We start from the raw sequence: 13,436 nt of genomic DNA, 5'->3' as shown, positions 1-13,436 counted from the left end.
GGTCGATAATTTTCGACATGACCAATGCATTTTCCCGCTATGCGCGCGTCCTTTCGATCGCCGGCTCCGACAGCGGCGGCGGCGCGGGCATTCAGGCCGATCTCAAGACTTTCTCGGCCCTGGGTTGCTACGGCATGACGGCCATCACTGCACTGACGGCCCAGAACACCTTGGGCGTGACGGGAATCCATGGCGTGCCGCCGGCCTTCCTCAAGGCGCAGATTCAGGCGGTCGTCGAAGACATCGGCGTCGATGCCGTCAAGCTCGGCATGCTGCATGCGCCCGAGATCGTCGAAGTCGTCGCATGGGCGATCGATCACTACAAACTGCCGAACGTCGTGCTCGACCCGGTGATGGTGGCTACCAGCGGAGACAGGCTGATCGCAGCGGAAACAGTGCAGGTCTTGGTACGCGAACTCTTTCCGCGCGCGGTCGTGGTGACGCCCAATCTCGATGAAGCGGCATTGCTGATCGGTCATTCGATCGACGGCGCCGACGCGCTCGACGACGCGGCAAGTGAGCTGCTGGCGCTCGGAACGACTGCCGTCCTGCTCAAGGGCGGTCATCTCCCGGGCGACGACGTGGTCGATCTCCTGGCACAGGCGAACGGCGATCGATTGCGCCTGGCTTCGACGCGCATCGCCAGCCGCAATCTTCATGGCACGGGATGCACGCTGTCGTCCGCCATCGCGTCGAACCTGGCGCTTGGCTATGACTTGCCGCAGGCTGTCGAGCGCGCGCGCGGCTATGTCGTTGCCGCGATGGCGGCCGGCGCTGATGTGAAGATCGGTCGCGGGCATGGGCCTCTCAACCACGGCTTTGCGCCAGTGCCGACCGTCCGCCTGCCGGCGCAGGGCGGGTGATCCATGCAAACACGAAGGTGATCACGAGCGTCGGCAGCGCGGACCCCCAGCGCGGAGCCCATGCGGCGCAGGCGTGATAGACCACGATGCCGCCGATCCAGATGGCGGCGGCAGTCCAGTCCACCCGCCGCGTTTGCACCGACTCGACCAACGTACCGAGGCCGAGCCGCCCGAGAATCACTCCGTACAGCGGCACGAAGACCGAACTGAGCATCAGGAGAAACGGCTCGAGCGAGTGCATTGGCAACACCAGTGCGAAGGCAATGCAGACCGCCGCGACCAGCAATCCCCAGCGGCGAATGCTCCAGCGTGGCATCAGGCTATGAGCCGAAACGGAGCCTGAATAAACATCCCCATAGGCGTTGTCGAGTTCGTCGACCAGGATCAGACCGAGCGCGACCAGCCCGCCCTGCGCCAGCAGCAGCGCGGCCAGCATGTCCGTGCCGGGGTCGGCCACACTCACCACCATCACCCCCAGTGCGTAGCACCAGATGTTCGCGACGGCATAGCCGAACCATGTGCCGCCGAATGCGCCGCCCAGCCCACCAATGGACCGCTTGCCATGACGTGCGTAGTCGGCCACCAGCGGGAGCCAGGACACCGGCATCGCAATGACGAGGTCGAGTGCGCCGAACATGCTCATGCTGCCGTCGCCGGGCCTTGTCCAGAATGATTCGAGCCCCTTCGCATGAAGCCGTGCAGCGAACTGCCAGCTCAGCCATATCAGCGACAGCACGACCAGCGGCAGGCCGAACCGGCTCACGAACCGTCGAACAAGCTTGACCATCGATCCAGAAAGCAGGGCCAGGAGCACGGCGCCCCAGAGGAGTGTCGTTGCGACCGCGCCCACTTGTCCGTCCAGCGACCAGCCAAACGCCTGCCTGCCGATGGCCTGGGTGCCCTCGCGCATGATCACGATCTCGAAGGTGGTCCAGCCGATCAGCTGCACGATGTTGAGTACGACGGGCAGTCGGGCAAATGCGCTGCCGTAGGTCGCATGCATCAAGCCGGCGCTCGCCAGTCCGCTTTCGCAGCCGACCCGCGCAGTCCATGCCAGCAGACCTGCGCCGATGCACGAACCCAGCACAATGGCGATGGCCGCCTCGCGCGTGCCGACCGCGGGCACCAGGTAGGCGCCGATCTGCATGACCAGCAAGCCCACGCCAAGACTGAACCACAGCGCCATGTGGTCGTGCCATCGGAAGACGCGTCCGGATTCGCGGAGCGGCGTCAGCGCCTCATTGGCGCCTGTCGACGCCTGCTCGTTCTTTGTGTGTGCCATCCATTTGCTCCAATGCAAATTGTTTGGCAGGTGGGCGAGGCGACGGCGGCACGACAGGCACGCGAGAAACGTGACGGCCGCCGGACCAGCTTCCCTGCGCGAGGATTACCTCAGTCAGGTTCAAAGGGACTCTCTCAGCCGGTACACCGCAAACGGCGGACCGGCACCCCTAGCATTGCTTCAATCTGGCGAAGCGGATCTGATTGTAGAACTGTGCGGCGGATCGATGAACCGGTGCGACAGCTTCACCAGCACCCAGAACACTCCCGCGATCGCCACTGCCAAGACGAAGCCGCCGAGCACATCCAAAGGGAAATGAACGCCCACGTAGACGCGTGCCCATCCGGTGACGATCCCGATCAAAAGGACCGCAAGACCGGTCATGCGCAGAGTCGGTCGCAGGCAGAGGATCAAGGCGACCGCGAACATGACCGTTGCGTGTGTACTGGGCATTGACCCGCGTGCGCCGTGCTCGATGTAGCTTGGGCTCAGACCCGCGACGAAGGGCCGAGGCATGTTGACGGCGGCGGCTATGGCGTGGGCAACCACCGATGCGGCGGCTGCTGCGACCAGCGTCGCAATCACATATTTGCGTTGCGAAGGGTGACGCCAAGCGGCCCCGATGACCAAGGCCCCGCAAAGCCAAGCCGTGCCGACCGCCAAAAGAGATGCGATCCACAGGATCTGCGGATGCGGCGTGTTGCCGGCCGCCATCCAGTGAAAAAGCGAGACATTCAACTCCTGCATGCCTCGCATCCTAGCGGCAAGGTCAATGCTGGACCCCGAGCAGCGTATGCAGTCGCGTGCTGGTGGTCGTGTACTGCAGCGGGATCGACTTGCCCGGAAAGACGACGGCTGTCGCGCCCCAAGCCGCCAGGGTCGCTTCGTGGAAGCCGCAGACGATCAGCTTCTTCTTGCCTGGATAGGTGTTGATGTCGCCGACCGCGAAGACGCCCCGTTCGCGAGTCTCGAACTTTTCCGTGTCCACTGGTATTTGCTTGCGAACCAGTTCCAAACCCCATTCGGCGATAGCACCCAGGCGCGGCGAGATGCCGAGGCACCCGATGAGCGCATCGAATGGCACGGACACGGTCTGCGCGTCGGGCGTGATGATCTGCAGATGGGCGTCGTCAAAGGCGGACGGCTGGCCGATCGCGAGCTGGATCGACCGCGCCGCGACGTGTGTCCGCAATGCTGCGACGTTGGCATCTTCAGCCTGGAAGACGTCTCTTCGATGAAGCAGGGTGACGTGCCGCGCGAAGGGTACCAGCGCCAGTGCGGTCTCAAGGGCCGCATCGTCGCCGCCATTGACGACCACCCGCTGGCCGGCAAAGCGATCCAATGCGTCAGGGTGATAGAAAAGCTTGGTGCCCTCCAGTTCTTCGATGCCCTCGACGGCAATCCGCTTTGGCACGAATGCGCCGACGCCGGCCGCTATGAACACTGTCCTGGCAAGAAAGGCGGTGTTTCGCGAAGTGGTCAGGAGGAGGCGTCCGTCGTCCTGGCGCGCCAACGTGGCAACCTGCTCACCGAAATGGAAGTGGGGCTTGAAGGGCGCGATCTGCTGCACCAGCGACTCCGACAAGCCTCTACCAGTGGTCACAGGCGTGCCGGGGATGTCGTAGATCGGCTTGTCGCCATAAAGCTCGACACATTGGCCGCCGGCCCGGGGCAGGGCGTCGACGATATGGCAGGAGACTTCGAGCAGGCCGAGCTGAAAAGCCTGGAACAGCCCGACCGGACCCGCGCCGATGATCAGCGCGTCTGTCTCGATGGGCGCTTGCGCGCTCAGCGCACGAGCTCCGAAATCTTGCCGGTCTTGTCTTTCCACTCTTCGGCGTCAGGCAGCGCGGGCTTGCGTTTGGTGATGCTCTTCCAGCCGTCGGCCATGGCCAGCTCGGCATTGAGCTTGATGAAGGCGATCTGGTCGCCGGGCAGATCTTCCTCGGCGTAGATCGCGTTGACCGGGCATTCGGGAATGCAAACCGCGCAGTCGATGCATTCGTCGGGGTCGATCACCAGCATGTTCGGACCTTCGCGGAAGCAATCGACCGGACAAACGTCAACGCAATCGGTGTATTTGCAGCGGATGCAGGATTCGGAGACGACGTGGGTCATGGTGATTGCAAAGCGGGAAGGTAAGCGGGAACCGGCAATTTTAGGCGTTTGCGGCAGGCCGCACGAGGACGGCTGCGGAAGTCCGATGCGAAGCGGTGTCTACCAGGATCAGTGAACCAAGCGCGCGCGATTGCGTGAAAGGCAGCACGGCCAGAGGCTGTTGGAGGCTGAGCACCACGTCGCCAATCGCATTGGCTTCGAGCCGGTCGGCCGGCTCGGAATCCAGCGTGGTGATGTTGACGCGATCCACGATGCGCGCCACCTTCGCCTTGACCCAGCGATGGCCCTGCAGCGCCCAGTAGACGCGGCCCGCCACGAGCGGTTCGTCGTCGAGCCACGCGATGGTGGCGGTGATCTCGCGCGACGGTTCGAAGGCGCCGGGTTCCAGCAGCCAGTCGCCGCGCGACACGTCGAGTTCGCGGTCTAGCACGATGCCGGCGCTGTGACCCGCATGCACGGCTTTCGGCTGGCGCGTATGGCTCAGCACCTGCGCAACCGTGGCCGTCTGGTTGCCCGGCAGGACCGTCACGCGTTGTCCCGGTTCGATGTGGCCGCTGGCAACGCGGCCCCAGAACACGCGGCGACCGCGCGAAGTGTCCGCCGAAGCAGAGAACTTCTCCACCCATTGCACCGGAAACGCAAAAGGCACCGCTTCGTCCTGCGCCGTGACCGGCAGCTTCTCCAGCAGTTCGAGCAGGCTGGGGCCTTCGTAGCCCGCCCAGTCCGCATGTCGAGAAGCCACATTCCAGCCCTTGAGCGCCGAGATCGGCACCGTGGCAGCAACCTGCACCCCGGCCGCTTCGGCAAAGTTCGACAGCGCCGCCGAAATCCGCTCGAACGCCAGTTCGGCATCGTCCATGGCGTCGAGCTTGTTCACGGCGAACACAATCGACTGCACCCGCAGCAAATGGCAAAGCAGCGTATGCCGGCGCGTCTGCGGCAGAAGCTCGCGCCTCACTACTTCCCCGTCCCCGCATTCGGCAGCCCAGGCCAGCTTGGTCGCATCGACCAGCACCACCGCCGCATCCGCGCTGGAAGCCGCGGTCACCATGTTGCGCGTGTACTGCTCATGCCCCGGCGCATCCCCGATCACGAACTTGCGCTGCGCCGTAGAAAAGTACCGATACGCCACGTCAATCGTGATCCCCTGTTCGCGTTCGGCCGACAACCCATCCGTCAGCAGCGCCAGATCAGTTTCACCCCCCCGCTGAACCCCCGCAAGCTGGTCCTGCAGCACCGTCTTGCTGTCAACCAGCAGCCGCCCAATCAACGTGCTCTTGCCATCGTCCACGCTCCCGCAAGTAATAAACCGCAGCGCAGCCCCCGTCTCGGCAGCAGTGTGATCAGGCAAAGCAGCAATCGAAGTAGTCATGATCAGTTCAATTCATCAGCGGCGCGTAGGCCTTATTCGAGAAACACCGCGGAACCGGCTTAGCCGGGCCGCTGGTGTTGCCCCCGGCAGGGGGTAGGCGGCCACACGAAGTGGGCAAGCCTGGGGGCGAGTCAAAAATACCCGTCTTTCTTGCGCTTCTCCATGGAAGCTTCCGAGGTCTTGTCATCCATGCGTGTGGCGCCGCGTTCGCTCACATCGGCAGCGAGCGTTTCGACCACCACGTCGGCGGCATCGGACGCGAGGCTTTCGACTGGGCACGTGCAAGTGATATCGCCCACGGTGCGGAAGCGCACGTCACGCACTTCGACCTGTTCCCCGTCGCGCGGCGGAGTGAGCGCGGTCACCGGAACCAGCAGCCCGCGCCGCTCGACTACTTCGCGCTTGTGCGTGTAGTAGATCGACGGCAGCGCGATGTTTTCGCGCTCGATGTATTGCCATACGTCGAGCTCGGTCCAGTTCGAAATGGGGAACACGCGGAAGTGTTCTCCGGGAGAGAGGCGCGTGTTGAACAGCGTCCAGAGTTCAGGCCGCTGGTCTTTGGGTTGCCACTGACCGAAGCTGTCGCGGTGCGAAAAGATGCGTTCCTTGGCGCGCGCCTTTTCTTCGTCGCGGCGTGCACCGCCGATCAGCGCGTCGAAGCGAAATTCCTCGATGGCTTCGAGCAGCGTGACCGACTGATGCACGTTGCGCGATTCGTCAGGATGCGCAAGGCGCACCGTGCCGCGCTTCATTGAGTCCTCGACGTTGCGCACGATCAGTTCCGCCCCGAGTTCCTTGGCGCGCGCATCGCGAAAGTCCGTCACTTCGGGAAAGTTATGGCCCGTGTCGATCATCAGCAGCGGGTAGGGGATGCGGCCAGCGCCGAAAGCCTTCTCCGCGCACTTGAGCAGTACCAGCGAATCCTTGCCGCCCGAAAACAGCAGCGTCGGCCGTTCGAAAGAGGCGGCGACTTCGCGCAGGATGAAGATGGTTTCTTCTTCGAGTGCGTCCAGTTGCGTGTTGGACAGGCGCGCAAGCGACTGCGAAGTTTGCAGCAGCAGATCGTGTTCGGTACGGGCGTTCATGAAATGGGGCGCTCAGAGATTGAATCGAATGCGACGTGGGACATCAATGCGCGAGGTGCAGACCGCACTCGCGGTTGTCCTCGCCCTTGGTCGGATCGAGGTAGTCGAAGTTGTTGGGCAGTCCATGCGCCTGGCAGTAGGCGTGCAGATCCTTGGAAGACCAGTGCAGCAGCGGTGCGACCTTGATCAGTCCGTCTGGATTGATGCTGACCGGATCCATCTGCGCACGCACGGCGGTGTCGGTGGCCCGCAGCGCGGTGAACCAGACCTGCGGCGACATTTCGCGCAGCGCGCGCGCGAAGGGCTCCAGTTTCACTTCCTCGGTGAAGGCGGCGTGGCGCGGATCGTCGAGCGTCGGTGTCGGACCTTCCACCGCTTCGCGATGCGCTCGCGAACGCCGGGGCACGAAGATGCGCAGATCCAGGTTCAGCAGCTTCGTCACCTCGTCGGCGAAGCGATAGGTGGCGTCAGTGTTGTAGCCGTTGTCCATCCAGACCACCGGCACGTCGGGTTTCGCGCGCGTGACCATGTGCAGGATCACCGCCTCGAAGGGCCTGAAATTGGTGGTGATGATCGCCCGCCGGCCCAGGCCGATAGCCCAGTCCACGAGGCCCTCGGCGTTGCGGCCGAGCTTGGCGTTGATTTGTTCGAGATCGATGTTCATTTGGCGAAGGCAACCGTTCAGGCGCGCTTGAAGATGGGTGTGGCTTGCACCGCGTCGCCCTGGTAGAAGGCCGCGAATCTGTCGAATTGGCGTTGAGCCGCGGATGCATCAACGCCTTCCTTCAGAACGGCGCTGGAGAAACCCATGCGCTGCATCTGCACCAATTGGTCGACCAGCACGTCGCCAGTCGCGCGAATCTCGCCCTTGAAGCCGAGGCGGCGACGCAGCAGGAATGCCTGGCTGTAGGCGCGCCCATCGGTGAACTTCGGGAAGTCCAGGTCGATGCGCTCCACGTCGTCAAGGCACTGCTCGATCGCGAGTGGATCGGCGTCGTTGGACAGTTGCAGCACGGTCGGATCGCCGTTGTCGATGTGATCTTCGGCAGCGATCAGTTGAAGCGTCTTGTTCATGCGGCCACCTCGACCTTGAAGCGTGCGCCGTTGGCGGCGACCTTGAAAGGCTCGATGCCGACTCGCCGCAGCGCATCGATGAAGGTTTCACCCGCTTCCCGCGTATCGCGGTAGGTGTTCAGCACGGCTTCGATCACGTCGGGCACTTCGGCCGCCGAGAAAGAAGGGCCGACCACCTTGCCGGGCTGCGCCGCGCCGCTGAGTGCGGAACCATCGGAGCCGCCGAGCGTGACCTGATACCACTCCTTGCCGTCCTTGTCGACGCCGAGAATGCCGATATGCCCGCTGTGATGATGGCCGCACGAATTGATGCAGCCGCTGATGTGCAGGTCGATTTCGCCCAGGTCGTCGAGCTCGTCCAGGTCCTGGTAGCGCTCGGTGATGGCTTCGGCGATCGGGATCGAACGCGCATTGGCGAGCGCACAGAAATCGCCGCCGGGGCAGGCGATCATGTCCGTCAGCAGGTGCACGTTGGCGCTGGCGAAGCCGGCTTCGCGGGCAGCCAACCAAAGAGCGTGCAGGTCTTCGGCATGCACCCATGGCAAGAGCAGGTTCTGGTCGTGCGTGACCCGGACCTCGCCGGCACTGAAGCGGTCGGCCAGACGCGCGGCCGTTTCGAGCTGTTCGGCCGATGCATCGCCGGGCGCCTGCAAACGGCGCTTGAACGACAGCGTCACGGCGCGCAGCGACGGGTTCTTGTGCGGCGCCACGTTGCGTGCAAGCCAGCGTGCGAACATCACGTCGTCGGCAGCCTGCGCGCGCAGGTCCGCGTCGGTTTCCTCGGCGCTGCGGAAAACGCGGGTCGCGAGCGTCGGCGGCACGAAAGACGCGCTCACGCGGTCCAGCTCGGCCTGCGTGATGGTGTGCGGTGCGCCGTCGTGCTCGACGATCTGCTTGTATTCAGCCTCGACGTCGTCGATGTAGCGCTGGCCTTCGGCCTTCACGAGGATCTTGATGCGCGCCTTGTAGATGTTGTCGCGCCGGCCGTAGCGGTTGTAGACCCGAACCACCGCTTCGAGGTAATTCATGATCTGGTTCCACGGCAGGAACTCGCGCAGCACGGTGCCGATGATCGGCGTGCGGCCCATGCCGCCGCCGACCTGCACGCGAAAGCCCAGTTCGCCCTTGTCGTTCTTCAGCAGATGCAGGCCTACGTCGTGCCAGCCCGTGGCGGCACGGTCTTCGGTGGCGCCGGTGATCGCGATCTTGAACTTGCGCGGCAGGAAGGCGAATTCAGGATGCAGCGTGCTCCACTGCCGCATGATTTCCGCAAAGGGGCGCGGGTCGGCGATTTCGTCGACGGCGATGCCGGCGCGTTCATCGCTCGTGATATTGCGGATGCAATTGCCGCTGGTCTGGATGCCGTGCATGTCGACTGAAGCCAGAAGCTCCATCACGTCAGCCGACTTCGACAGCGGAATCCAGTTGTACTGGACGTTCTGGCGCGTCGTGAAGTGCGCGTAGTGCGTCGGCAGCTTCTGCGAGCCGAGCTTGCCCTGGGTGGCGACGGCGTTCTTGTAGACCTCGGCTTCGGGTGCGTCGTACTCGCGGGCGATCTTTGCGAGCACGCGCAGCTGACGGCTCGCCAGTTCGCCGTAAGGCACCGCCACGCGCAACATGGGCGCATAGCGCTGCACATACCAGCCGTTTTGCAGGCGCAAAGGGCGGAACTCGTCTTCCGAAAGCTTGCCGGTTTGCCAGCGCTCCAGTTGGTCGCGGAATTGCGCTGCGCGCAGGTGCACGAACTGACGGTCGAAATCTGTGTATTGGTACATCGTGTTTGACTTGCTGGAAGGCGGTGCGTCCACGGCCCGCCGATGCGAGGCACGAAATGTAGAAGCGAGCCTTATGGAAACGAACTATTTTTTGGTTCGCGCCTTATGCGGATAAGCATATTCACCAGGTTTCATGCGGGTTTGCGGGCGATTGGATGCTTATTCCGGATAAGGCGAGCAGCGAGCCGAATCGCCGCCGCGCACCCGAAACCGGGCTCGGAACGTGAGCGATTCTAGGAACTGCGGCGCGCCGGCGCTCGCGGCAGATCGGCACGGCCGCCAGGACTCAACAGCAGCGCCCAGTGCCCTGGCCGTACCGCCGTTCGATCACCCGAGCGCAGTATTCGTTGCGTGACATCACCGGCGCCCCGGGATGCGTGGCTTCGGCGTGCGCAAGGTAGCGCTCATAGTCGGGCATGCCGAAAACCTGACGGCACACCGAACAGACGCTGCGCATGCTGCGACCCAGCCAGCGATCGGTGTCGTCCGCAGGCGTGGTCGCTCGCGTGTTCAAGGCATCGCCCCTTGCGCGCCGGAGAACGGCGGAATCTCATGCGCCGTCGGCTTCGACTGCTTCAGCGCCTGCATGCAGATCTTGGCCGCGAAGACGCACATCGCCACCACGAGCAGCACGAAGAAGCCGCACACGATTGCGTCGAGGTAGTTGTTGAAGGCGACCCGCTGCATTTCCTCGATGGACTTGGCCGGTGCGATCAGCGTGCCTTGTGCGGCGGCATCGCCGAACTTTCGCGCCAGCGCCACGAAACCGATGGCGGGGTCCGGATGGAAGATTTTCTGCACGCCTGCAGTCAGGGTGGTGATGAGCAGCCAGGCCGTCGGCAGCAAAGTGACCCACACGTAGCGCTGCCGCTTCATCTTGACCAGCACGCTGGTGCACAGGAGCAGCGCGATACCGGCCAGCATCTGGTTGCCCACGCCGAACAGTTGCCAGAGCGTGTTGATGCCGCCCAATGGATCGACCACGCCCTGATACAGGAAGTACCCCCACATCGCGACGCACAGCGCGGTGGCGACAAGGTTGGCTGGCAGGAAGTCGGTATTGCCGAGCGGCTTGTAGACGTGGCCCAGCATGTCCTGGATCATGAAGCGTCCCACACGCGTTCCGGCGTCGACGGCCGTCAGGATGAACAGCGCCTCGAACAGGATCGCGAAGTGGTACCAGAAGGCTTCCATCGACTTTCCACCGAACGCCTGGCCGAGGATCTGCGCCATGCCGACTGCCAGCGTCGGGGCGCCACCTGCGCGCGAGAGGATGCTGGTTTCGCCGATGTCCTCGGCAGTCTGCGCGATGAGGTCCGGCGTGATGGTGAAGCCCCAACTCGAGATGACCTGCGCGGCGTTTGCAGCGGTCGTTCCGATCACCGCAGCGGGTGCGTTCATCGCAAAGTAGATGCCTGGGTCAAGCACACTCGCGGCGGTCAGCGCCATCACCGCGACGAAGGATTCGGCCAGCATGCCGCCGAATCCGATGATGCGCATGTGAGATTCCTTTTCGATCATCTTCGGCGTCGTGCCCGATGAGATCAGCGCATGAAAGCCCGAAACCGAACCGCAGGCGATGGTGATGAAAAGAAACGGAAAGAGCTTGCCCGAGAAGACCGGTCCCGTGCCATCGATGAAGCGGGTGGTGGCGGGCATCGACAACTGCGGTGCGACGTAGTAGATGCCAAGCGCCAGCGCGATGATGGTGCCGATCTTCAGGAAAGTGCTCAGGTAGTCGCGCGGCGCCAGCATCAGCCACACGGGCAGGCTGGCGGCGATTGCACCGTAGATGATCAGCGCCCAGGCAAGCTGCGGGCCGGTGAGGGTGAACATCGGCCCCCATGTCGGGTCGCCCGCCACGGCGCGGCCGAGAAAGATCGATCCCAGCAGAAGCACCACCCCGAAAGCGGACGCTTCGCCAACGCGTCCGGGGCGAATGACGCGCATGTAGAGCCCCATCAGGAGCGCGATCGGAATCGTCGCGAAGATCGTGAACAGCCCCCACGGGCTTCCCGTGAGCGCCTTGACGACAATCAGCGCGAGCACCGCCAGGATGATGATCATGATCGCCAGCACGCCGACGAGAGCCAGCGAACCCGGAACCGGGCCGAGTTCCATCTTGATCATCTCGCCGAGCGACTTGCCGTCCCGCCGAACGGAGGCAAAGAGCACGATGAAGTCCTGCACCGCGCCCGCCAGCACCACGCCCGCGAGGATCCAGATCGTGCCGGGCAGAAAGCCCATCTGCACGGCCAGCACCGGCCCCACGAGCGGACCCGCACCGGCGATCGCCGCGAAATGATGGCCGTACAGCACCCATTTGTTGGTGGGCACGTAGTCCATTCCGTCGTTGTGCCGAACAGCCGGCGTCGGCCGCGAGTCGTCCAGGCGCAGAACCTTGTCCGCAATGAACTTGCTGTAGAAGCGATACGCGATGAAGTAGACGCACAAGGCGGCGGTGACCAGCCACACCGCATTGACGCTTTCGCCGCGGCCCAGCGCCAGCGCGGCAAACGAAAAGGCGCCGAGGATGGCGACGGCTGACCAGACCAGGAGGGATGTGAGCTTGTTCATCGCGCAGTCCTCTCAGGAAAAAACGTCCGCAACGTTTCGCGTCAGACGACCTTCACGCTGATGTCGTAGAGGCCGTCGATGTGCCCCGTCATCACATCGCCCGGCACCACCGGCCCGACGTTTTCGGGGGTACCCGAGTAAACGATGTCACCCGGGAATAGTTCGTTGTAGGTCGACAGGTTCGCGATCTGTTCGGCCACGCTCCAGATCATCCGCGAAAGATCGCTCGGCTGCTTCGTCTGTCCGTTCACCTTGAGCCAGATGCCACCCTTGCTGAAGTGGCCGACCTGACTCACCGGATGCAGGTGGCTCACCACCGCCGAATGGTCGAAGGACTTGCCGATTTCCCAGGGCTTCTTCTCGTTCGCCATGGCATTCTGGAGGTCGCGACGGGTCATGTCCAGACCAACCGCGTAGGCGAAGACGCAGTCCAGCGCCTGGCTGGCCGGAATGTTCCGGCCGCCCTTGCCGAGCGCGGCGACCAGTTCGACCTCATAGTGATAGTTCTTCGTGACCGGCGGATAGGGATGATCGATCGTCACCCCTTTCGGCACCAGTTGCACTGCGTCGCTGGGCTTCTGGAAGAAGAAGGGCGGCTCGCGCGTCGGGTCCGAACCGCGTTCGATTGCGTGCGCTGCGTAGTTCCTGCCGATGCAGTAGATGCGGCGAACCGGAAAGGACTGCTCGCTGCCCATTACCGGGATGGTCGACCCGGCGACGGCGAACATGGGCTTCCTCGCGCCCTGCGCGCCAGCCGTCGAGGCACAGCCGGAGAGCGCTCCCGCCGCCATTGCCGCGGTAGAGAGTTGCAGCATGGCTCGGCGATTCGTAGCGGTCATCGATTCAGTCTCCTTGTTACTTTTGAAAGGACACCATCATCCCGCCGACGCCCATCGATGCATAGGCTCATCGCCTATCGGACTGAACGGCTACGGCCTAAGCGGTATAGACCTACAGCGGCACCCGTAATACATAAGTAGTCTGCAAACCCGATCACAACCGAGGAAAAGTCTGACGTGGCGCAAGTTCAAGGACGCGAGATGACGACGCTGTACCAAGCAGTCGTTTGCAGTCGCCTGAGGGTCGAGCAGGCGCGCGGAGAGCTTGTCGAGGCGCTCGGCGATTGGCTCTGCGGAAGCGGTACTCCGCCCGGCGTGCGGGAGATCGAAGCACTCGCGCTTCTCACCGCAGCGCAAGAGGAAGCCGAGGCCGAATATGCGCGGCACATCGCAGTCCTTTCCAATGCACTGGTCGCACGGTTGCGGCGCAGCCGAACGCACTTGTAGCGGG

14 protein-coding genes and 1 riboswitch are annotated in these 13,436 nt (G+C 63.6%); of the genes, 2 read left to right on the top strand and 12 right to left on the bottom strand.

Annotation, left to right across the window (positions count from 1 at the left end):
- Nucleotides 1-17 precede the first annotated feature (17 nt).
- On the top strand, nt 18-863 hold the full coding sequence (gene thiD / locus AC1DMA_RS02480; protein WP_478126410.1) for a bifunctional hydroxymethylpyrimidine kinase/phosphomethylpyrimidine kinase: 846 nt from the start codon (nt 18-20) through the stop codon (nt 861-863).
- Here the strand turns inward: thiD and AC1DMA_RS02475 are convergent.
- From AC1DMA_RS02475 to AC1DMA_RS02420, 12 genes are all read right to left on the bottom strand, one after another.
- Nucleotides 808-2,145: a purine-cytosine permease family protein gene (locus tag AC1DMA_RS02475; protein WP_478126409.1), complete on the bottom strand. Its 1,338-nt coding sequence runs from the start codon at nt 2,143-2,145 to the stop codon at nt 808-810. The genes thiD and AC1DMA_RS02475 overlap by 56 nt on opposite strands.
- Nucleotides 2,146-2,219: 74 nt before the next feature.
- Nucleotides 2,220-2,326, bottom strand: a riboswitch (TPP riboswitch).
- Nucleotides 2,326-2,892: a phosphatase PAP2 family protein gene (locus AC1DMA_RS02470; protein WP_478143120.1), complete on the bottom strand. Its 567-nt coding sequence runs from the start codon at nt 2,890-2,892 to the stop codon at nt 2,326-2,328. (Overlaps the previous riboswitch by 1 nt.)
- Before the next feature lie 22 nt (nt 2,893-2,914).
- Nucleotides 2,915-3,976 (bottom strand): NAD(P)/FAD-dependent oxidoreductase, encoded by a 1,062-nt coding sequence (locus AC1DMA_RS02465; RefSeq protein ID WP_478143119.1) that lies wholly within the window; start codon nt 3,974-3,976, stop codon nt 2,915-2,917.
- Entirely contained in the window at nt 3,934-4,263 is a 330-nt protein-coding gene (gene fdxA, locus AC1DMA_RS02460; protein WP_478126406.1) for a ferredoxin FdxA, read from the bottom strand. Before fdxA ends, AC1DMA_RS02465 begins: the two co-directional genes overlap by 43 nt.
- Nucleotides 4,264-4,303: 40 nt before the next feature.
- On the bottom strand, nt 4,304-5,635 hold the full coding sequence (locus AC1DMA_RS02455) for a sulfate adenylyltransferase subunit 1 (protein WP_478126405.1): 1,332 nt from the start codon (nt 5,633-5,635) through the stop codon (nt 4,304-4,306).
- Between the two features lie 131 nt (nt 5,636-5,766).
- Nucleotides 5,767-6,720 carry a sulfate adenylyltransferase subunit CysD gene (gene cysD / locus AC1DMA_RS02450; protein WP_478126404.1) on the bottom strand — a complete coding sequence of 318 codons (954 nt, stop codon included), beginning with the start codon at nt 6,718-6,720 and terminating at the stop codon, nt 5,767-5,769.
- A gap of 43 nt (nt 6,721-6,763) precedes the next feature.
- Complete coding sequence (locus AC1DMA_RS02445) at nt 6,764-7,384, bottom strand: phosphoadenosine phosphosulfate reductase domain-containing protein (protein WP_478126403.1); 621 nt, start codon at nt 7,382-7,384, stop codon at nt 6,764-6,766.
- Nucleotides 7,385-7,401: 17 nt separating this feature from the next.
- Nucleotides 7,402-7,794 (bottom strand): DUF934 domain-containing protein, encoded by a 393-nt coding sequence (locus AC1DMA_RS02440; RefSeq protein WP_478126402.1) that lies wholly within the window; start codon nt 7,792-7,794, stop codon nt 7,402-7,404.
- The gene (locus AC1DMA_RS02435; RefSeq protein WP_478143118.1) at nt 7,791-9,569 is read right to left on the bottom strand and encodes a nitrite/sulfite reductase; all 1,779 of its coding nucleotides are present in this window, start codon (nt 9,567-9,569) and stop codon (nt 7,791-7,793) included. Before AC1DMA_RS02435 ends, AC1DMA_RS02440 begins: the two co-directional genes overlap by 4 nt.
- A 286-nt stretch (nt 9,570-9,855) precedes the next feature.
- Nucleotides 9,856-10,083 (bottom strand): YbdD/YjiX family protein, encoded by a 228-nt coding sequence (locus AC1DMA_RS02430; protein WP_478143117.1) that lies wholly within the window; start codon nt 10,081-10,083, stop codon nt 9,856-9,858.
- The gene (locus AC1DMA_RS02425; RefSeq protein ID WP_478143116.1) at nt 10,080-12,146 is read right to left on the bottom strand and encodes a carbon starvation CstA family protein; all 2,067 of its coding nucleotides are present in this window, start codon (nt 12,144-12,146) and stop codon (nt 10,080-10,082) included. Before AC1DMA_RS02425 ends, AC1DMA_RS02430 begins: the two co-directional genes overlap by 4 nt.
- 41 nt (nt 12,147-12,187) lie before the next feature.
- Entirely contained in the window at nt 12,188-12,985 is a 798-nt protein-coding gene (locus AC1DMA_RS02420) for a fumarylacetoacetate hydrolase family protein (protein ID WP_478143115.1), read from the bottom strand.
- Between the two features lie 201 nt (nt 12,986-13,186).
- Between AC1DMA_RS02420 and AC1DMA_RS02415 the strand changes: the two genes are divergently transcribed.
- On the top strand, nt 13,187-13,432 hold the full coding sequence (locus AC1DMA_RS02415; protein ID WP_478143114.1) for a hypothetical protein: 246 nt from the start codon (nt 13,187-13,189) through the stop codon (nt 13,430-13,432).
- Nucleotides 13,433-13,436 lie beyond the last annotated feature (4 nt).

The organism is Variovorax sp. 05N34 (assembly GCF_056397405.1).
This window is presented reverse-complemented; position numbering and strand designations above follow the sequence as displayed.